The 21,669-nt window shown below is 54.2% G+C and carries 15 protein-coding genes and 1 pseudogene; 4 read left to right on the forward strand and 12 right to left on the reverse strand.

Features of this window, described 5'->3' with window-relative positions:
• The first annotated feature begins 172 nt into the window (after nucleotides 1–172).
• Both JTJ32_RS14530 and greB read left to right on the forward strand, forming a co-directional pair.
• A pseudogene (locus tag JTJ32_RS14530) lies at nucleotides 173–1,333 on the forward strand (IS3 family transposase).
• Between the two features lie 401 nt (nucleotides 1,334–1,734).
• Nucleotides 1,735–2,208: a transcription elongation factor GreB gene (gene greB, locus JTJ32_RS14535; RefSeq protein ID WP_210042451.1), complete on the forward strand. Its 474-nt coding sequence runs from the start codon at nucleotides 1,735–1,737 to the stop codon at nucleotides 2,206–2,208.
• 284 nt (nucleotides 2,209–2,492) lie between these two features.
• Here the strand turns inward: greB and JTJ32_RS14540 are convergent, their stop codons facing one another.
• The 12 genes from JTJ32_RS14540 to JTJ32_RS14595 all read right to left on the reverse strand — a co-directional run bounded on the left by JTJ32_RS14540 (nucleotide 2,493) and on the right by JTJ32_RS14595 (nucleotide 18,810).
• On the reverse strand, nucleotides 2,493–4,088 hold the full coding sequence (locus JTJ32_RS14540) for an APC family permease (RefSeq protein ID WP_210042452.1): 1,596 nt from the start codon (nucleotides 4,086–4,088) through the stop codon (nucleotides 2,493–2,495).
• 225 nt (nucleotides 4,089–4,313) lie between these two features.
• Nucleotides 4,314–4,532 carry a twin-arginine translocase TatA/TatE family subunit gene (locus JTJ32_RS14545; RefSeq protein WP_210042453.1) on the reverse strand — a complete coding sequence of 73 codons (219 nt, stop codon included), beginning with the start codon at nucleotides 4,530–4,532 and terminating at the stop codon, nucleotides 4,314–4,316.
• A 108-nt stretch (nucleotides 4,533–4,640) separates the two neighbouring features.
• On the reverse strand, nucleotides 4,641–5,801 hold the full coding sequence (locus JTJ32_RS14550) for an ABC transporter substrate-binding protein (protein WP_236059299.1): 1,161 nt from the start codon (nucleotides 5,799–5,801) through the stop codon (nucleotides 4,641–4,643).
• 443 nt (nucleotides 5,802–6,244) lie between these two features.
• Nucleotides 6,245–7,213, reverse strand: a complete 969-nt coding sequence (lipA, locus tag JTJ32_RS14555) for a lipoyl synthase (RefSeq protein WP_210042454.1) — start codon at nucleotides 7,211–7,213, stop codon at nucleotides 6,245–6,247.
• Nucleotides 7,214–7,226: 13 nt separating this feature from the next.
• Nucleotides 7,227–8,348 (reverse strand): glycine cleavage system aminomethyltransferase GcvT, encoded by a 1,122-nt coding sequence (gcvT, locus tag JTJ32_RS14560; RefSeq protein ID WP_210042455.1) that lies wholly within the window; start codon nucleotides 8,346–8,348, stop codon nucleotides 7,227–7,229.
• Nucleotides 8,349–8,382: 34 nt separating this feature from the next.
• Nucleotides 8,383–9,759: an L-serine ammonia-lyase gene (locus JTJ32_RS14565; protein WP_210042456.1), complete on the reverse strand. Its 1,377-nt coding sequence runs from the start codon at nucleotides 9,757–9,759 to the stop codon at nucleotides 8,383–8,385.
• 29 nt (nucleotides 9,760–9,788) lie between these two features.
• A complete protein-coding gene (gene glyA, locus JTJ32_RS14570; protein WP_210042457.1) occupies nucleotides 9,789–11,042 on the reverse strand; it encodes a serine hydroxymethyltransferase in 1,254 nt (417 codons plus the stop codon).
• A 61-nt stretch (nucleotides 11,043–11,103) separates the two neighbouring features.
• On the reverse strand, nucleotides 11,104–13,971 hold the full coding sequence (gene gcvP / locus JTJ32_RS14575) for an aminomethyl-transferring glycine dehydrogenase (RefSeq protein ID WP_210042458.1): 2,868 nt from the start codon (nucleotides 13,969–13,971) through the stop codon (nucleotides 11,104–11,106).
• Between the two features lie 9 nt (nucleotides 13,972–13,980).
• Entirely contained in the window at nucleotides 13,981–14,358 is a 378-nt protein-coding gene (gene gcvH / locus JTJ32_RS14580; protein WP_210042514.1) for a glycine cleavage system protein GcvH, read from the reverse strand.
• 453 nt (nucleotides 14,359–14,811) lie between these two features.
• Complete coding sequence (ribB, locus tag JTJ32_RS14585) at nucleotides 14,812–15,498, reverse strand: 3,4-dihydroxy-2-butanone-4-phosphate synthase (RefSeq protein WP_210042459.1); 687 nt, start codon at nucleotides 15,496–15,498, stop codon at nucleotides 14,812–14,814.
• 102 nt (nucleotides 15,499–15,600) lie between these two features.
• Nucleotides 15,601–16,524 (reverse strand): D-2-hydroxyacid dehydrogenase, encoded by a 924-nt coding sequence (locus JTJ32_RS14590; RefSeq protein WP_210042460.1) that lies wholly within the window; start codon nucleotides 16,522–16,524, stop codon nucleotides 15,601–15,603.
• A gap of 243 nt (nucleotides 16,525–16,767) precedes the next feature.
• Nucleotides 16,768–18,810: a sigma-54-dependent Fis family transcriptional regulator gene (locus tag JTJ32_RS14595; RefSeq protein WP_210042461.1), complete on the reverse strand. Its 2,043-nt coding sequence runs from the start codon at nucleotides 18,808–18,810 to the stop codon at nucleotides 16,768–16,770.
• A 656-nt stretch (nucleotides 18,811–19,466) separates the two neighbouring features.
• Here JTJ32_RS14595 and JTJ32_RS14600 point away from each other — a divergent pair.
• Nucleotides 19,467–20,573: an LLM class flavin-dependent oxidoreductase gene (locus JTJ32_RS14600; RefSeq protein ID WP_210042462.1), complete on the forward strand. Its 1,107-nt coding sequence runs from the start codon at nucleotides 19,467–19,469 to the stop codon at nucleotides 20,571–20,573.
• Nucleotides 20,574–20,789: 216 nt separating this feature from the next.
• A complete protein-coding gene (locus JTJ32_RS14605; protein ID WP_210042463.1) occupies nucleotides 20,790–21,668 on the forward strand; it encodes an ABC transporter permease in 879 nt (292 codons plus the stop codon).
• The last annotated feature ends 1 nt before the right edge of the window (nucleotide 21,669 follow it).

Below are 21,669 nucleotides of genomic sequence, written 5' to 3' on the forward strand. Positions count from 1 at the left end.
CGCGGTAACTTCACGAACCGGGTTCAGCGCCATCACTGCTCATAAACAATGCTTTTCACAAACCACACCTTCTCGCCCTCGGGCGTGTTGACGATCACTTTGTCACCCTGTAGAGGTCTAATGAAACCGGACACTCATTTAGGCGAGAATGCTCGCCAGATCGAGGTGTCAGATGACCAAACAACGCCGCTCCTTTACTCCTGAATTCAAGCGCGAGGCTGCCGACCTTGTGCTCAAACAAAACTACAGCTACATCGAAGCCAGCCGTTCGCTCGGCATTGGTGAGTCGGCATTGCGCCGCTGGGTTGACCAGATTCAGAAAGAACATAAAGGCGTCACCCCGCAGAGCAAGGCACTGACTCCGGAACAGCAGAAAATTCAGGAGCTGGAAGCCCGGATTGCTCGGCTTGAGCGAGAGAAATCAATACTAAAAAGGCTACCGCGCTCTTGATGTCGGAAGATCACGAGCGTTCGCGCTGATTGACCAGTTGAAGGTATATGAGCCGGTTGATTGGCTGTGCAAAGTGTTTGACGTCACTCGCTCGTGTTACTACGCCCAGCGCCTGCGGCGCCGCACGCCGGATGTTGAACGGCTTCGATTGCGGAGTCGCGTCAGTGAGCTGTTCTCGCAAAGTCGCAGCTCTGCGGGCAGTCGCAACATCCTGTCACTGATGCGTGAAGACGGTGAGCAACTCGGTCGATTCAAAGTGCGTAGCTTGATGCGCGAGCTTGATTTAGTCAGCAAACAACCCGGCTCCCATGCCTACAAACGAGCAACAGTAGAAAGACTGGATATCCCGAACACATTGAACCGCGAGTTTGGCGTGCCTGCGCCCAATCAAGTCTGGTGCGGCGATATCACCTACGTTTGGGCGCAAGGAAAGTGGCATTACCTGGCTGTCGTCCTGGATCTTTGTACGCGTCGGATCGTGGGCTGGGCGCTGTCGGAAAAGCCAGACGCTGAACTGGTGATCAAAGCGCTGGATATGGCTTACGAGCAGCGTGGCAGGCCTTCGGATCTGCTATTCCACTCTGACCAGGGCTCGCAATATGCAAGCCGACTCTTTCGCCAGCGGTTATGGCGATACCGCATGCGCCCAAGCATGAGTCGACGAGGAAACTGCTGGGATAACGCACCGATGGAGCGCGTATTTCGCAGCTTGAAAACAGAATGGATACCGACCGTGGGCTATCGAACTGCGCAGGAAGCACGGCGCGATATCAGCCATTTTTTGATGCATCGGTACAACTGGATTCGGCCTCATCAATTCAACGATGGGTTGGCACCAGCGCGGGCCGAGGAAAAACTAACGTCGTGTCCGGGATTAGTTGACCACTACAGAAGCGAGAACGCAGACTACGAGCAGGATCCGAGGTATTCCTACTATCTAACCTAAGCATCCCGTTTTTACTGGCCTTGGTCGATAGTAGACCTACTCCCCCTATACCTACTATCTCGCGACCCTTCTCTCGAAACAGGTTCACCTTCTGGTCTTCTACTACCACCGCTCACTCAGCCCTCGTCGATCTCAAATCTTCACCACAGACCGAGAACGCAAGCGCCGCCCTCTTATCAAGCCATGCTCCAAGACTGACACCATAAGGCGGCTCGAACGGTATTGAGTGGCAAGACATGCAATCACTGAGCAGTTATCCTTAGAGCATCTCCATCTCTCACTGCCGCATGGATTGCGTGCTGTGCCCCGAAAGCCCGTCATCCAGGAGCCCCATCGTTTGGCCACAAACATCATCACCCGAGCTGGTCATGAGAAGCTCAAAAGCGAGCTGGATCACCTATGGCGCGTCTACCGCCCGGAGATCACCCAGAAGGTTGCTTGGGCCGCGTCATTGGGGGATAGGAGCGAGAACGCAGACTATCAATACAATAAAAAACTTCTGCGCGAGATAGATCGTCGAGTGAGGTATTTGCGCAAACGCCTCGAAGACGTCAAGGTCGTTGATTACTCTCCCGAGCAAGAAGGGAAAGTATACTTCGGCGCATGGGTGGAAGTTGAAAGCGATGATGGCGAGCAGAAAAGATTTCGCATCGTTGGGTACGACGAGATATATGAGCGGAACGATTACATTTCGATCGACTCCCCAATGGCGAGGGCACTTTTAAAAAAGGAGGAAGGAGATGAGTGCGTAGTGAGAATTCCCGACGGGGAGGCAACTTGGTACGTGAATAAAATCTCTTATGAGCAGTAGATTGATCATCGTAAACGCTATACGGACGGGTACATACCCTAATTACTCAGAGGCTCGCAATATTATTACGGAATGAATCGCCCTGGGTTTCGTAGGCACCTCCATGCCTTAAACTGAGGCCAATCAGGAGGTGCCATGAGCAACCCACGTTATCCCGAAGAATTGGTGAGGTTACGCGGAAGGATGTGCCAGTTTTTCACGCTCTAGCAGTCTAACTGCAGACCATCCATGGCATTCGGATTGCCTGTCAGCGCCATCGGTTAGGACGGCGCTGATCAGTCCAATCAGGCTTTAGAGGCTACAGACCGTCCACCTCTCACCAGTTCTACAGAGACTGAATCAATACGACCTGCCTTGGATATATGCCGCTGCGCGGCATTCTTGCGCATAAGGTTCGCCATTTCTATCGCATCACCTTCCGGTGCAGTCGAATTGCGGTGTGGCTTAGCGATAACCATGTACAACCAGCCCACAGCAATCACAACCAATACCCCCACGAGGGCAATCCAGCGATCCAGTACAGACAGACTCATATCACTTGACGGCGTGGCTAATGCTACGCAAGCAAAGATGCCGTATCCCAGAGCGGCAAGGTTGACCGGCCATCCCCATGCGCCGAGCGAGAAAGAGCCTGCAGGCTTCCAGCCTTTGAACCTGGCGCGAAGCGCAGCGAAAACCACCATCTGGAATGCAATGTAACCAGCAAGCATTTGCATACCAGCAATGCGGAACAGCGCCCCTGGGAACAAGTAAACGAACAGCAGAAGCACCCCAGAAAGAAGATTGACCCCTACGATCGCCCACAACGGTGCGTGACGAACTTTGGTGAGCTTCGCGAAGATCGCTGCGCCTGGGAACATCTTGTCACGAGCGAAGGAGTAAATCAGTCGACTGGCGGACGCTTGCTGACCCATCACACACGCCAAGAATGACGTCAACGCAATAACCAGAAATGCCTTGGTGCCCCAAAACCCGATGGTACCGTTCAGAATCTCCGGTACAGGATCAAGAACATTCCCTGCCACGATGTCAGCCAGATTAGGCGCTGCGAGCACGTATCCTGCGAAAGAGAGAATCGCGGAGCTGCAGCCTACAACGACGGTCAGGATCATCGCCCGGGGAACTTGTTTCCCTGGATTAGGGACTTCTTCAGCAACCTCTCCGCAAGCTTCAAACCCATAGACCATGAAGATACCCACCAGGGCAGCTCCAATAAACGCGCTGAAGTAAGCCCCGTCATGTCCCGAGCCCATCGTGTCGAAAAAAACACTGAAGGAGTTCTTGCGCTCAAAAATGAGAAGGTAGAGACCTACCCCGATGACACCCACTAGCTCGGCGGCCAATCCCGCACCAGCAATCCGTGCCAGCGTTTTGGTGCCGGTCAGGTTAAGCAGGACACCTACGAATAGCATCGCGGCTGCAATACCTGCAGTCATCCCAGGAGTGATTGCCACGACTGGATGTTCCCGGGTACCTACGAAAAGGTTGGCGACAAAATTAGCGCCAAACATAGCCGTTGTAGCGATCGCAACAATGACGCATGCCAGGTAGATCCATGACAGCAGCCACGCATACTGACCATTCCACAGCCGTCGTGCCCATTGATACAAACCACCTGCGATGGGGTATTGCGCAACAATTTCGCCAAAAATCAGCGCCACCAACAGCTGGCCCGCACCCACAATCAGAATCCAGAACATGGAGGGTGGCCCAGCCGTCGAAAGTCCTTGCGCCAAGATGGCCACGACACTGACCAGGGGTGATAGGTATAGGAAACCGAGAGCAAGGTTCGCCCATAACGACATGCTACGTTCGAATTTTTGTTCATAGCCAAGTGACTCCAGAAATTCGGAGTCAGAGCGATCAGACACGTTCGGCACAGCATACTCCTTGAAGCTTTATAAACTTGCTTATAGGTATTTCAAGAATCGCCAAATTTGGTTCGGCGTGCGTCTAAGCGCAGCCCTGCCAGAAGCGAAGGCCGCCCCGCCCATGTGCCATTTTTCAATAGCAGTATCGGGCAGGTTTTCATCCGTCGTACTTACAAACTTAGGCCTACGACTGGCGGTGTTTCACCCCGGTTTGCTAAGTGACAACGCAACGTTTCAGTAGCTGTCCCTTTGAAATTTTCCATGCTCGTCCTCCACTAAAATTGGCGGTGGCGGGGAGCCGGGTTCGCGACCGGGTTCATCACGCATCACGTCGCGAAAGCCTTTGATGGACGACGCCAAACCCTCACCCAAGCCCCTGAGTTTTCTGGAGCCGAAGACCAAGACCATGATGAGTAAAACCACCAGCCAGTGTTTCCAATCCATAGCGCCCATCGGAAATACCTCATGAGGTGCCTACCTCCCGAGCGACAGCAATCTCGTCAACTCAAAGAAGTCGAATGAACTTGAAGGCATCACTTTTCAGCCCAGTGCGGGCTTGAATCAGAACCCGGCTCTGAAAGAAGCCCAGGCCTGTAGCCAATCGTCGTAAGTTGCGTACTGATCTGATTGGCGTGGAGGCTGCCCTTTGATAGGCGCAGTCGCTAGGAATTGGTCAATGTTGTCGTAGTCGAACAGCGACTTGGTCGCGGCATCCATGTACTGGACGGCCTTTTTATTCACCACGGCTGAACTGACTGATTTGCTCATCGCCGCTTGAGTCCGAGGATCAAGCGCTTGATTGATGAACGCGAGGGAAGTGTCGATATTTTCTGCTGTCGCTGGAATGAACCAAGCATCCGCCCAGACTGCTCCCCCTTCTTTAGGGAAGACGTATTCAGTTTTCACACCTTGCTTGGCCGTCTCCAAAGTGGCCGCCGTCCAGGTACAGAAGCAGGCGGAAATCTCGCCAGCAACAAACAGCGAGACCACGTCCCCGTTACTGGAAGCAAACGTACGGCACTGATCCCGATACGGTTGCATTTTTTCCCAGATTTGGCCGAGTTCTTCCTTAGTGACATTTGGAAATTTGTCATCGAAACCGGTGACGCGAGCTGCCAATGGCCAGACGGTCAAAGGGTTGTCGAGGAAGGTGAGCTTGCCTTTGAACTCTGGACGCAATAGGTCGGTAAAACTGGTGATCGGAGCTGTGAGACCTTTAGGGTTGTAAACGATGGTGTCCACCCCCCATGTCCAAGGGATTCCGAATCGTTTGCCATCCCAAAACCACATGCTGCCATCATGAAACTTGCTAATGATGTCAGAGGAGTTGTAGTTAGGAATTTTGGAAACATCAATCGGCTTGAGCTGATTAAGACCCTTGTACAGTTCGTTGTAACCGTTCGAGTATTCGGCCAGATCAAGCCGTACGCCACCGCCCATCAGCTTGGCGGTCACGTCATCCTGGTTGCCCATGATGCTCGCGTTCACGCGGATGCCCTGAGCCTTGATCCATTCGGCGGCTTCAGTCTGAAGGGAGTACCCCTCCCACGTCATGATGTCGAGATTGCCGCCGACAGCGGCTTCAGCATTGGGAATCCACCGACCCAGAGTCGCTCCGGCAGCTACCGCCGCTGTTCCCAGCATCAGCATCCGTCGGCTGATGCTTGGATTGAGCAGCTGACTTAGAGAATTTTCACCACGTAGATCTTTTTCGTCTGACATGTGATGCATTCCTATCCTGAGGCGATTGTTTTTGAAATTGGCAGGATGACACTAGGAACTCTTCGCGCTTCATCTGGTGGTATTCCTCTATGGGAGCCTCCCGGACATTGTTAGTAGAGCAAGAGTGATGCCAGAACCATTTAAACAATCTAAGTAACTGATACAACTATGATTTTTGTAGCGAGAGGCTAATACTGGAGAAGCACAATCTCATCGGTGAGATCTACGGTTTTGCAGCCCTGAGAAACTGATTTGCCGTGGTGCGACAACCAGAGGTAAGCGAAAGGATTTCATTTCAGAATACGGACAAGGCAGCCGTAAAGTGCCTCGCGTTTTGGAGCCGATTCAAATGAGTGTGGAGTGAGTGCGTGGGGAGGGTCGCCTTATTGGGAGGCGACGGGCGACCTCCCATGGCGTGCACAAACAAGGTTAATGGCTAGCCATCACTTCCTGGCTGCCTGCTGATCCGCGTGGTAGGAGGAGCGAACCAAAGGGCCGGATGCGACGTTGAGAAATCCCATTTCCTCGCCCAATACAGCGAGCTTGGCAAAAATGTCGGGATGCACGAATCGTTGAACCGGAAGATGGTTGCGTGAAGGCTGAAGATATTGACCGAGCGTTAGCATATCCACTCGGTGCTCTCTCATCCGCTTCATCACCTCAATGACTTCGTCGTCAGTTTCACCCAGTCCAAGCATCAGCCCGGACTTGGTGGGCACATGAGGTATGCGCTGTTTGAAGCCTTCCAACAGATCCAACGACCATTCAAAATCAGACCCTGGACGAACAGCGCGGTAAAGCCGAGGTACCGTTTCCAGGTTGTGGTTGAAGACGTCTGGCGGTTCCTGTTCAGTTATCGCGAGGGCAATGTCCATTCGCCCACGGTAATCCGGGACTAATGTCTCCAATTTCACCCCTGGCGACATCCTGCGTATTTCTCGTAAGCATTCGACGAAGTGGCTGGCGCCACCGTCGCGCAGGTCATCCCGATCAACCGATGTAATAACTACATACTTTAGGCGCAGGTCTGCGATAGCGGTCGCAAGATTGCGAGGCTCATCAAGATCAAGAGGTTTGGGTCGTCCATGGCCGACATCGCAGAAAGGACAACGTCGAGTGCAGATGTCGCCCATGATCATGAATGTAGCCGTACCTCCGGAAAAACACTCACCCAAGTTCGGGCATGACGCTTCTTCGCAGACGCTATGCAGCTTATGTTTTCGCAACAGTGCTTTGATGCGACTCACCTCCGGCGAGGCCGCGATCTCTACGCGAATCCAGTCTGGCTTGCGAGGAAAATCTTCTGTCGGAAGAATTTTCACCGGAATACGCGCGACCTTTTCAGCACCGCGCAGCTTTACTCCCGCCTGCAGCGGCGGAGGGCGATTCGACAAGGATGAGAGTTCGCTCATGGCAGCAAATCCTTCAACCGCGGTAGTAGCGTTGAGGCACGAATGGGGTCTTGGTCACACGCATTGGCACACGTTTCCCACGCACCTCGGCATAGACGATTGTGTCTACTCCAATGTACGCCGACTCCACATAACCCATAGCGAGTGGGGCGCCCAGCGTCGGCCCAAAACCGCCACTGGTGACCTGCCCGATCACAGCGCCCTCCTCCGAATGGATCACTACGCCCTCGCGCACGGGCACACGCTCCAAGGGCAGTAGCCCGACGCGCTTTTTGCCTACGCCTTGAGCTTGCTGTGTAAAAATGAGTGAAGCCCCAGGGAAACCGCCAGCGCGCGCACCATCAGCTCGACGAGCTTTGGAGATTGCCCAGGAGAGACTCGCCTCAACCGGCGTGAGCGTGTCATCCATGTCGTGTCCGTACAGGCATAACCCAGCCTCCAGTCGAAGCGAATCTCTTGCACCCAGGCCGATCGCCTTGACTTCAGGTTGCGCCAGAATGGCCTGAGCAAGCTCTACAGCACTCTCGACCGGCACGGATATCTCGTAACCATCCTCTCCTGTGTAACCTGACCGGCTGACGTAACAAGACACGCCGTTGATATCCAACGCCTGGAACTGCATGAAGGTCATATCCTTCACCTGTGGTGCAATGCGTCCAAGTGCCTGAGCCGCAAGCGGGCCTTGCAAAGCGATCAAGGCCCGGCTATCGAACAGCTCCTCAACCTGACACTGGCCTTCCAGATGGGCTTTCAGGTGGGCTAGATCTTGCTCCTTGCACGCAGCATTGACGACCACGAAAAGGTAGTCGCCCGCATTGGCCACCATCAGGTCATCGAGAATGCCCCCCGTCTCGTTCGTGAACAGCGCGTAACGTTGCATGCCGATTGGTAGATCCACGATATCCACCGGAACCAGGGATTCGAGTGCCGCGGCAGCGTTCTTGCCGTGCAGTCGGATTTGACCCATGTGGCTTACGTCAAACAATCCGGCCTGGTCTCGGGTATGCAGGTGTTCTTTCATCACGCCCAGCGGATACTGCACTGGCATCTCGTAGCCGGCAAAGGGCACCATTCTGGCGCCGAGTGCCAGATGAAGATCATGTAACGGCGTACGCTTCAAAGATTCTGTAGTCATGGGTAAACCTCAAAAAATGGCCGGAGACTCAGCCTCAGCATTCAATAATGTTCACGGCCAATCCGCCGCGTGCTGTCTCTTTGTATTTGGTCTTCATGTCTGCGCCGGTCTGACGCATGGTGCGGATAACTTTGTCCAAAGACACGTAGTGATCTCCGTCGCCTCGCAAAGCCATGCGGGCGGCGTTGATGGCCTTCACTGACCCCATAGCGTTGCGTTCGATGCAAGGCACCTGCACCAACCCTCCTATGGGATCGCATGTGAGCCCAAGGTTGTGCTCCATACCTATTTCTGCGGCGTTCTCAACCTGGCGTGGGGTTCCGCCCAGCACCTCGCAGAGCGCGCCGGCAGCCATGGAGCAAGCCACGCCGACCTCGCCTTGGCACCCGACCTCTGCGCCAGAGATCGAGGCATTTTCCTTGTAGAGGATCCCGATTGCGGCAGCCGTAAGGAGGAACCTTTGGACGCCGTCATCATTTGCGCTACCGATGAAATTGACGTAGTAGTGCAGAACAGCTGGGATGATGCCCGCCGCACCATTTGTAGGTGCTGTGACCACCCTTCCTCCGCTTGCATTTTCTTCGTTAACGGCCAGCGCATAGAGGTTCACCCAGTCCAATACCGAGAGATTGTCCCGTAGTCCTGCCTCCGGACTTAGGCGAAGTTGGCGATACAAGTTTGCAGCACGCCTCTTTACCTTGAGCCCACCCGGCATTACGCCTTCGTTGCTGCAGCCCGCCTGAACGCAGTCCTGCATGACCCCCCATATGTGCATCAGCCCACGAGACGTTTCCTCACCTGAGCGCCAAGCTTCCTCGTTACAGATCATGATCTGACTGATCGAAAGGCCGTGCTCCTCGCAGAGCGCCAGGAGTTGGTTGCCGCTTCGAAATGGGTAGCGCAACGGCGTCTTGTCTTCGACGATGCGATCATGGCCAGCGGCGTCCTCGTCAACCACAAAGCCGCCTCCCACCGAGTAGTATTCGCGCCCACGAAGTTGCAACCCAGCCGAGTCAAACGCTCGAAAGATCATCCCGTTGGGGTGGTAGGGCAAAGGCTTTCGGATCATTGCCAAGTGCTCCTTCTCGGCGAACCGTACTCGCCGCTTGCCCAGCAAGTTCAGACTGCCTTGAGCGCGGATTTCGATGAGGCGCCCGTCGACAGTTGAAGTATCAACCGTATCGGGGTAGTCCCCCTCCAGGCCGAGCAAAACTGCCTTATCGCTGCCATGCCCCTTTCCTGTTGCCCCAAGCGACCCGTAAAGCTCGACTTTGATTGCATCCACAGAGCTCAGAAGGCCATCTTTTTCCAACCCCTCGACAAACGTTGCTGCCGCACGCATGGGCCCCACCGTGTGGGAGCTCGACGGGCCGATTCCCACCTTGAACAAGTCAAAAACGCTGAGTGACATGAAAGACTCCAGAGAGCGTGCGGACAGCTTTATTTGCCGTAGACAGGGAAGCGTTCACAGAGGGACGCGACTTGCTTGGCAACGTGAGCTTCCACATCGGCATCGCCCAGGTGATCCAGGATGTCGCAAATCCAGTCTGCAAGCGCTTCGCACTCAGGAACCTGGAAACCCCTCGTAGTGACCGCAGGCGTCCCGATGCGAAGCCCTGAAGTGACAAAGGGCGACTGTGGGTCATTCGGTACGGCATTCTTGTTAACGGTGATCCGAGCACGCCCCAAGGCGGCATCTGCATCTTTGCCGGTGAGGCCCTGGCGAATCAGGCTGACCAGAAATAGATGGTTATCCGTACCACCGGAAATCACATCGTAACCGCGCGCCAGAAACACACCTGCCATCGCTTGAGCGTTGCCGATAACCTGCGCCTGATATTCCTTGAAAGACGGATCAAGCGCTTCTTTGAAGCAGACTGCCTTAGCGGCGATGACGTGCATCAACGGGCCACCTTGGCCGCCCGGGAAAACCGCTGAATTGAGTTTTTTCTCGATTTCCGGACTTGTATTGGCCAGGATCAAACCGCCGCGCGGGCCCCTCAGCGTCTTGTGAGTTGTGGTCGTAACGACATCTGCATATGGGAGAGGATTCGGGTAAAGCCCGGCCGCCACCAAACCTGCGACGTGCGCCATGTCGACAAACAGTAGAGCCCCAACTTTGTCCGCAATTTCGCGGAATCTTGCGAAGTCCAGGGTCTTGGAATACGCAGAGAACCCAGCGACGATCATCTTGGGCTTGTGTTCCAGCGCCAGCCGCTCGACCTCGTCATAGTTGATCAAGCCATTGGTGTCGATACCGTATTGGATCGCGTTGTAAAGCTTGCCAGAGGAGCTAACTTTTGCGCCGTGAGTGAGGTGCCCGCCATGCGCAAGACTCATCCCCAGAAGAGTGTCTCCTGGATTCAACAACGCAAGATAAACTGCGGCATTTGCCTGAGAACCGGAGTGAGGCTGTACGTTGGCGTAGCTGGCCCCAAACAGCTGCTTGGCGCGCTCGATCGCCAGCCCCTCGACCACGTCGACAAACTCACAGCCCCCATAGTAACGCTTGCCCGGATACCCCTCGGCGTACTTGTTTGTCAGCTCAGAGCCTTGCGCTTCCATCACCTGAGGGCTGGTATAGTTTTCGGACGCGATCAACTCAACATGATCTTCCTGACGGCTCGCCTCAGCGGTCATTGCGGCGCTCAGAGCAGGATCGAAATCTGACAGCGTCAAGCTTTTATGAAACATGGCTATTCCTCGATAACGAGGTGGCGCGAGGTCTTCACGCCACCCTGATTCAACCTGAAGGTCAGGCGTCTTGGTAGGCGGAAATTGGAGGGCAGGCGCAGGTAAGGTTCCGGTCGCCATAGACGTTGTCGACTCGCCCAACCGGCGGCCAATACTTGCTGTCCGTCAAAGCATCGTCTGGATATGCCGCCTGCTCACGGCTGTAGGAATGATTCCATTCGCCAACGAGCTCAAATGCCGTATGAGGCGCATTTTTTAGTGGGTTATCGTCCTTATGAAGCTCACCCCGCTCGACCGCGCGAATCTCCTCGCGGATACGAATCATCGCGTCACAGAATCGATCCAGTTCCTCCTTGGATTCGCTTTCTGTTGGCTCAACCATGAGGGTGCCAGCGACCGGGAATGACATCGTAGGAGCATGGAAACCAAAGTCGATGAGCCGCTTGGCGACGTCCTCGACACTGATCCCACTGCTCTCTTTGATCTGGCGAACATCAAGAATGCACTCATGCGCCACCAAGCTGTTCTCGCCGGTGTAGAGAACTGGATAATGCTCTTCAAGGCGTCGCGCGATGTAGTTGGCACTTAGAATAGCCAGCTCGGACGCACGCTTGAGACCTGCCCCGCCCATCATCCGGATGTACATCCACGTGATCGGCAAAATGCTCGCGCTGCCGAACGGAGCTGCACTGACTGCACCCTTGGAGTTCTTCATATGGCTATGCCCAGGAAGAAACGGAGCCAAGTGAGATTTCACACCGATCGGGCCTACGCCAGGGCCGCCGCCTCCGTGAGGAATGCAGAACGTTTTGTGCAGGTTGAGATGAGAAACATCCCCGCCAAACTGCCCAGGTGCACAGAGCCCCACCATCGCGTTCATGTTGGCGCCATCGATGTAAACCTGACCACCATTCTCGTGAACGATGTCGCAGATTTCACGGATGCGTTTTTCGAAAACACCATGAGTCGATGGATAGGTGATCATCAACGCTGCCAGTTGGGCACGATGCTGTTCAGCTTTCGTCCGCAAGTCATCCACGTCGACGTTACCGCGTGTGTCGCAGCCGACCACAACCACACGCATACCCGCCATCTGCGCGGTCGCCGGGTTGGTACCATGAGCCGAAGAAGGGATCAGGCATACATCACGCCGCCCTTCACCGCGGCTCTTGTGATACGCGCGGATGGCAAGCAACCCGGCGTACTCGCCTTGTGAGCCCGCGTTAGGTTGCAGAGAAACTGCGTCATACCCAGTAGCAGCGCAAAGCATTTCCTCAAGCTCACGCGTGAGCTCCTGGTACCCCAATGTCTGCTCAAGTGGCGCAAATGGATGAAGCGCCCCGAACTCGGGCCACGTCACCGGGATCATTTCACTCGCAGCATTGAGCTTCATCGTGCACGACCCTAACGGGATCATCGTGCGATCAAGGGCCAGATCCTTATCCGCGAGCCTGCGCAAATAACGCATCAACTCAGTCTCTGAGTGATAGCGATTGAACACCTCATGCGTGAGGAAACCGGATTCACGACGCATGGCTTCGGGAATCCGGTCACCGGCCAGATCGGCCATATCGTCGAAGGCAGGCACTGATTGGCTGGCTGAAGCGAACACAGACCAGAGCGCACAGACATGCGCCGCAGTGGTGGTTTCATCCAACGAGATACCGACACGCACATCGCTGATCAGCCGCAGGTTGATTCCTGCAGCTCTGGCAGCTTCCACGACGTTAAATGCGGGCACTGCGGTCGCGATGCTCAGGGTGTCGAAGAAATAGTGTTGATCAACCTGATGCCCAAGATCCTCTAACCCCTTGCCAAGAATCGCAGTCAGGCGGTGAACCCGGCGAGCAATGTTCTTCAAACCCACGGGGCCATGGTAGACCGCGTACATGCTCGCAATGTTTGCAAGCAAAACCTGCGCGGTGCAGATGTTACTGGTGGCCTTCTCGCGACGAATATGCTGCTCGCGAGTCTGCATCGCTAAACGCAGAGCAGGCTGCTTGTGTCGATCAATCGATATGCCGACCAGGCGGCCCGGCATATCGCGCTTGAATGAATCCTTTGTCGCAAAATAAGCCGCATGAGGCCCGCCAAAACCGAGCGGCACACCGAAACGTTGAGCACTGCCTATCACGACATCGGCTCCGAATTCACCAGGCGGAACCAAGAGCGTCAGTGCCAGCAGGTCAGCCGATACCGCGACCATAGTGCCTAGCTCATGAGCCTTGGCGACCAATTCACGATAATCATTGATGCCCCCCGTGCTGGCAGGGTACTGGAGCAGCAAACCGAAGTAGCCATCCATGCCCTCCTCCAGCAACTCATTCTCATCGCCTACTACAACGTCGATACCGAGGGGTTCAGCACGAGTTCGAAGAACCTCCAGCGTCTGCGGATGGCAATTCCTGGATGCAAAGAAAGCAGATGCCTTGCTTTTCCCTAGGCGCTTGCAGAAGGTCATGGCTTCAGCAGCGGCCGTCGCCTCGTCAAGCAACGAAGCGTTCGCAATGTCCATTCCAGTCAGATCACTTACCAAGGTCTGAAAGTTCAGGAGTGCTTCAAGACGGCCTTGGGAGATTTCCGGCTGGTAAGGTGTATAGGCGGTGTACCAAGCTGGGTTTTCCAGCAGGTTGCGCAGGATCGGTGCCGGCGTATGGCAGGGGTAATATCCCTGCCCAATGTAGGAATGGAAGAGCTTGTTGTGTGACGCGATCACCTTGAGATCAGCCAGTGCTTGAGCCTCTCCTTGCCCGTTTGTGAGCTCAAGAACGTTGCTGTCCTTGATCGTGTCAGGCACTACGCTTGCAATCAGACTTTGAAGAGAGTCGTAGCCAATGGTGTTGAGCATTTCGCTAATGTCGCTGTCGCGCGGCCCGATGTGTCGTGCGACGAACTCGTCACGCGTATCGAGAGAAATTGACGTCGTCATGAAAACTCCTCAAGCGTTATCTGCGAGATATTGTTCATAACCGGCTTCGTCCAGCAGGCCATCAAAAGCGGAGCCATCGACAGGCCGAATGCGGAAGAACCATCCGGCATCCATCGGAGATGCGTTCACCAATTCTGGTTCTTCAGCAACGGCCGGATTGACCGCTACGACTTCTCCCGCTAACGGCATGGTGATGTTACTTGCCGCCTTCACGGACTCAAGAACAACAACTTCTGCGCCAGCATCAAAGGAAACCAAGTCGGGCAGTTGCACATAAACAACGTCGCCCAAGGCTTCTTGGGCGAAGCTGGTAATGCCGACGGTCAACTCGCCAGATTCTTCCAAACGCAGCCATTCGTGATCAGTGGTGAAACGCAGTTTCATGATGAATCCTTGATACTAGTTAAGGAGTCCGGCCGCTAGGCCAGATGTATTAATTGAAAGCAAACGAGGTGCCAATTGAGAAATTTCCGAAAATCAATCAGGTACACCACACTAAAACTAAAACTAAACCTTGGACGCAGCCTCGTAGCAACGCGCCCTGGGATTCTCAAGATAACAACCTGCCTAACCAAGAAGGTCGAATGGCCGTTACTTAAAGACATTTGCCCCGCAGCGAACATCCCAGAGCAACAACGGATAAGTTTTTCTCATAATTGAGAAATAAAATCAGCCGCCGCACGAGCATGCAAATTATGGCCACTTCTTGCCACTCGCCTACTCCAGTGAAACCTTTGCACAGCCGTGATCTGTCAATCATTCCTTGACCGTTTTTTTGTGCGCCTGCCCTATGGCTCTGGCAATACATATCGATCGACCACCAAGCCGGAGTCGCCCACCTTAAACAGCAACTGCACTGCCATAAACGGAATGCCTAGCTGAAATCGAAGGACGCAGCTCTTCACACGCCAGCCTGAAATCGACAAGTTCGGCAATAGTGAGTATCGGCAAACCATGATGTTCGGCATAAATACGTATCTGCTCGCCCCGGGTCATAGTTCCGTCGGGATTCATCAGCTCGCACAGGACAGCCGCTGGACGCATGCCAGCGATGACTGCGATTTCCACGCTCCCTTCAGTATGGCCGCGGCGCTCCAGGACACCTCCAGAACGGGCTCGGAGGGGAAACATATGTCCGGGACTTACAATGCGTCGATTGAAGGCGTCCGACGACAACGCAGCTCGCACCGTGGTCAAGCGGTCAACAGCACTGACCCCCGTGGTGATACCTTCAGCGGCCTCAATGCTGACGGTGAACCCTGTGGCGAATCTAGATTCATTCATAGGTACCATAGGTTTCAGCCCAAGCGTCTCGACAGTGTGCTCATCCAGGCAAAGGCAGACGATTCCGCTACCATCGCGAATCATCATCGCCATGCTCTGGACTGACATATTTTCGGCGGCAACAACGAGGTCTGCCTCGTTTTCACGATCATGGTCATCCATCAGAACTACTGGACGCCCTTGCTTATACGCTTCAACAGCCGAAAGCACGTTAGGAAACTTTGCAAGAATGGATTCGTACATTATTTTTCTCCAGGCAAACCGACCTCATAGCCGGGCACTAGGCGACTGGCAAGTCGCACTTATTGGGACAGCGTCTGCGCAAATGATATGAAAGCGGCTTGGTTAGTAACCTCGCCCCAAATCCACTTCACCGTTGAGGGGCAGTCTCGATTCAAATCGATCCAGATTCTCCAGAAAACTATTGGCCATACTCACCGGGTCGATCGGCCCCGCGATGTGGGGTGTGATAACTATGTTGGGAGTTACCCAAAACTGATGAGATGGCGGCAAAGGCTCTTGACGAAAAACATCGAGCACGGCTGAGGACAAGTGCCCCTCTTCCAAGGCCTGAACCAAGTCGGCATCCACCACGGCCGTACCTCGACCGATATTCATAAACATTGCACCGGGCTTCATTTTACGGAAGGTTTCAAGATTGAAAATATTCCGGGTCTTGGGTGTATCCGGAAGGATATTAACAACATAATCCACATTTCCCAGATGGCTCGCGAACGTCGACAGATCAAACGTCGCCTGCATCTCCCCGCTCAGCGTAGGAACTCGCTGAACACCCACGATATCCATCCCGAGACACTTGAGTCGCTTCGCGATGTACTGTCCGATATTCCCAGCTCCAACTATCATCACGCGGCGGCCTAAAAGGCTGTTGGATTGAACCGGTGACCAGATGAACCTATTTTGCTTTTCAAGGTAAGACGCGTTGGACTTGGAGTGCGCCAGGATGTGAGCCAAAACGTATTCAAGCATCGGCTGGCCAAACACATCGACCGCTCGGGTAAGCAAATAGTCTTTGGGAAGAGCCGGCCTCATCAGCGGAGCAAAACCTGCCCAAGTCAGCTGAAGCCAATCGGGCTTCTCGCCGTCCATCAACAACGACGCTGCCTTGTCCGGGGCCCCAAGCCATATAGGGCAATCGCCTCGCGCAACGGCGTCAGACTCGCTGAACGTAACAATTTTTAGCTCAGGGGCCCTGCGGCCAATTAGCGACAGATAGCCGTATGCCGGATCATCGTCCAACAGCAGCACGCTGGATCCGCCTAGCCGAGAATTGACACGCGCCATCGTCGCAATCCCTGAATTGGAGCCCCGCGTTGTGCGAGAGCCTGATTACAATAAGGCAAATGGCATGCCATCTAAAATAATCATTAAAATCAGGGAGATAGGAATGCTATGAAGCTTGAGACTCACGGTTGAGACTTCAAAATCATTTTTGCAACACAAAAAAAAAGCCAGACCACATTCGGGTCTGGCGATCAGATCTCGCTAAGACTACTCGTTGCGAATTCCATATCGTTTGATTTTGCGGTACAGGGTTGCCTTGCTCATGCCCAACGATCTGGCGGCCTTATCGACATTGTTCCCATGAGCTGCCATTGCCGCTTGAATGGTCTGGCCCTCAAGCTCGGCCAAGGCCTGCCGTGCGTCCAGGTTAAGGACGGCATCCACTCCTATCTCGCTGCTGTCCGCATCATTCTGAGATGGGCCGGAAATGACCACTGGCGCGGGGGGTAATGCGAAGGATGACGCCGGAGGCGTTCCTAGTCGTTCAGCGATAGATTTGATGCGATTTTCAAAAGGCAATGTGATGTCGGACGCGGAAATCACCCCCTCCTCAGCGAACAGTGATGCTCGATGCAAGACATGCTTGAGTTCGCGGACGTTGCCAGGCCAGGAGTAATCCAACAGTTTTTTCCATGCAGCTGGTTTCATCGTTGGAGTAGGGTCATCCCCCACTACCGTTTCCAGAACCGTTTCGATTAGCTGACCCCGATCATCTCGTTCCCGTAGGGGCGGGATATTGACGATCATCCCGGCAAGCCTGAAAAACAGGTCTTCTCGAAAACTGCCATCAGTGACCTTTTCATGGAGTCGCTGGTTGGTTGCGGCGATGATTTGAAGGTTGACCTGCACTGCCTTTCCAGCGCCCAGCGGCGACACCTCGCCTGACTCCAAAACCCGCAACAAGCGCGTTTGAAGGCTCAAAGGCATGTCACCTATCTCATCGAGAAACAACGTTCCACCGTCTGCCTCAAGCAGTCGGCCCTGACTACCTTCTTTGCTAGCCCCGGTGAAGGCGCCCTTACTGTATCCGAATAGCTCGCTGTCGATCAGCGACTCAGGGACGGCAGCGCAGTTGAAAGCTACGTAGGGGCCCTTACAACGGTCGCTTTCGTCGTGGATAGCCTTAGCCAATGTATCTTTACCCACTCCTGTCTCGCCCAACAGCAGGATTGGCAGTTTCTTGTTCATGACCTTGCGGATCAATTTCACGTTCTGCTGCATTGTCGAATCCTGACCAGCACAACGCGCGAGCGAACTCGACACTTCTTTTGGCCTTACATTGGATCGAACAGTGCGGGCACGTGCTTCGGTGAGCGGTGACAAAGCTTCCTGGCGATTTGCACGAAGCAGCACCATGTCTACTTGTTCATCTCGCAACAAGGTTCGCGCACGCATTGGAGCTTTGAAGCATTCAAGCGAGATGGTCGACTGCGGGCAGTCAATGACCTCCCATAACCTGATTCGGCCTACCTGGGTTGAAGACAGACCTAGCCGACGGCGCGCGGCATGGCTCGCGCCTCGTACGATACCGAGCTCATCAACAGCTATAACCTGAGCCGCTCGGCTCGAATCACAAAGCTGCAAGATGGCATAGTCCCGAAAGTGCTCAATGAATAAACGCTCTTCCAGCAGAACGGAGCTCTTAGTGGCTAGGTTGTATACGATATGGTGGGCGTTGATATCGACGCTGGGATTGCACGTGGTCAGATTCAAGACCCCCTGCAGCTCGCCGAGTGGGTTGTAGAACGGAGCCGCCACGCAAGCCTGGGAAGACAGATCGAAATAAAAGTGATCATCTCGAAAAATTGCCACGGGGCGCTGTTCAACAATGCAGGTTCCGATGCCGTTGGTTCCTCCTACCGCCTCGCTCCACACCGACCCCAGCTTGTCGCTCTCACAGTAGAATGCCTGCTGCGGCTTGACGCTCTCAGCAATGATCACTCCTTGAGCGTTGGCCAAGCTCGCGCTGTAGCCAACCTCACTGACCATGTTCATGAGTCCGTTGAGTTCAGTAAGTGCATAGCTGAAAGCCTGCTGTCCGAACTCGTCCTGCATACGAGTGAGCAGGCTGCCCTCTATCTGAGGTACTTCAGGCTTGTTGTCGGGACTGAGCCCGCTATCGAAACACCTGCGCCAAGACTCCTCACAACTATCACGCAAAATGAAATTTGAATCACCCAGCGTTTCGCCATGGGGCAGCTCGACATTCAAGAGTGAACGAATTCTAGATAGATGTTGTTGAGGACTCATATCAGCACCTTCGTGAAGCAGAGGTTACGACAGGAAACGCGACGCCTGTCCATGACCGTCATATTGCAAAGACTGCCATATTGCAAAGACTGCGCCTAAGAAGACCAAAATAGCCAGCGGCCTCATAAAGAAATATAAATAACCTTTAAATTCATCAAGTTATAAGGGTTGACGCACTGCAACGATCATCCACAGTCAGCAGCCAAGTCAGACGTTACGCCCGAGAAATGCACCATTTGGAAACACCAGTGGATGCTCATACAACTGGTCGAATACCCAGTATGTGCGGCAATGATACCAACCATCGGCATGACGGCTTTCTCAAAATGAGCTTTCAGATCTCCACCACTTTCGATCTTGGCGAATCCTTGAAGGCGTCCTCCTAGGACAGGGCTCATTCTCAAAAATGACTCTTTTCTCAGCCGGTTTTCTCGAAGATGACACTTGCAAAATAGCAGATTTAAAAAATAAAAAATGATATAGAACAATAAGATACAACAACAAAATGCACATGGCACCGTTGTTGCTTTCTCCTAGGCACTGACGGACTTTTCGGGCATCCACGCAATGCTCGCCATCGTCCCAAAGTCCACAATTAACGGGCGTCTCAATCACCGATCGACGCCCGAGAGTCTCTGCACAGTCTAGGAGTACATATGGAACTTGGTCTTTTCATGATGCCGCTGCACGATCCGCGGCGTAACTACACTGAAATGCTGCAGCAAGATCGCCAAGCTGCAATCCTTGCTGATCAGCTGGGCTACTCCGAGGTCTGGGTAGGCGAGCATTACAGCTGCAGCTCCGAACCTGTTGCAAACCCGCTCCAGTTTTTCGCAACGCTTCTGGATGCCACCAAGAACATCAAGTTCGCAACTGGCGTTTTGAACCTGCCTCAGCATCATCCGGCGACCGTTGCAGGCGATGTGGCGCAGTTCGACCATCTGAGCGGTGGCCGTTTCATCATGGGCGTCGGCCCTGGCGGGCTGGTGAGCGACATGGAGCTGTTTGGCACCCAAGAGCTGAACCGTGCAGAGATGACCGTTGAGTCGGTTGAGATGATCCACAAAATCTGGGCATCCAACCCGCCTTACAATATCCAGGGTAAATACTGGAACGTTGTTCTCGAAAAGAACATCATTCCGACCCTTGGCTTCGGCCCGATGCTCAAACCCTTTCAGCAGCCTCACCCGCCTTTGGCGATCTCTGTCATGAGTCCTTCGTCCAGCAGTGCTCGCCAGGCTGGTGAAAAAGGATGGAGCATCGTCAGCGCCAACTTTATCCCGCCTGTTCACGCCAAGTCTCACTGGGAGCAGTATGCCATTGGCTGCGCCAACGCCGGCCGGCCGGCTGACCGCGACAATTGGCGCATCGCCCGCTCGATCCTGGTGACTGACACTGACCAGGAAGCCGCAGACTATCTGGCACGCCCTGACTCCACGTACGGCTGGTACTACGACTACATCGTCGAAGACATGAAGGCGTTCAATATGCAGCGCATTCTCAAACCAAGCGCGGACATTCCAGACAGTGAAGTTACCCGCCAGAACTGCCTGGACTGGATGGTGATGTCAGGTTCGCCGAAGACTGTGCTGGACAAACTCGTAGCCTTTGTCGACTACGTCGGTGGGCCTTTCGGCACTCTGCTGACCACTCAGAAAGACTGGGAGAATCCTGCATTGCACCAGAAATCGCTGCGACTGCTCGCTCAAGAAGTGATGCCAAAGCTGCGCAATTACTGTGAAGCAATGAAGAAGGCGTCCTAACACGCGCTGGGCCCGCAAGGGCCCAACTCAAGGCGACCGGAGCAGCCGCCTGATCGAGTTCACCTTTACTGCCGAGAACAAAAAACTGCTCGTTCGCGAGCTTGGCTTAAAGCCAGGGCAATTCAAAAGCGACTGGGCGAATAAAAACGAGGTTGCGATCAATTCGACTCCTACTGGGGCCGACGACTGCTATCACCCACCACCAAGGGGATTGCCATGAGTTTGAGCGTAAATCAACGACAGAGGTTGCTCAGCGGTGCACTCGCTGCACCCTCAATGTCGTTCATGCTGTTCTTCTTCATCTTGCCGTCGCTACTGCTCCTGCTTTACAGCTTCTGGTCAGCGCGGTCGTTTGTGATCGATCCTACGTTCAACGTCGACAACTACGTTCGCACGTTGTCCGCAGCAGGCTTCTGGAGAACGGGAGTCACTGGACTTTCAAATGGCATCTGGACAGCCATCGCCTCGGTGGTGCTCAGCTTCCCAGCGGCGTACTACATCGTGTATCGCAGCATCAACAACAATGCGTTCTACCTGATTTTGCTTTCCTGGTTTTCAAGCTACCTGGTTCGAGTTTATGCATGGCGAACCATTCTGGGCACCAACGGGCTGATCAACACGACGCTGATGCAGTTCGGGCTGATCAAAGAACCACTGGAGTTTTTGCTATTCAGCCCCTTCGCGTCCGTCATCACGCTCGTCCACATCATGTTCCCTTTCGCCTTACTGCTGCTGGTATCGGCGTTGCGGGATGTCAAAACGGACTATCTGGAAGCTGCTCGGGACATGGGCGCATCGAAGTTTCAGGTGCTCACCAAAGTCATCATTCCGATGTCCTACAAGGGCATCGTCTCCGCCTTCATGTTCACATTCATCCTCGCCGCCGGTGACTACATCACCCCGCAACTGTTGGGGGGACGTGATGGGGTGACAAACGGATTGTTGATCGCCAACCAGTTTCGCAGCGCCGGCAATTGGCCGCTTGGTGCAGCCATGGCGTTTATCACGCTGGCGCTGTTCGTCGCTGTGTATCTGACCCTCACCCAGCTGATGAAAGCCTTTCGCTTATCACCTGGCCGTCGCTATCACGACTAAC

It is taken from the genome of Pseudomonas alliivorans, assembly GCF_017826695.1.
Lineage (GTDB): Bacteria > Pseudomonadota > Gammaproteobacteria > Pseudomonadales > Pseudomonadaceae > Aquipseudomonas > Aquipseudomonas alliivorans.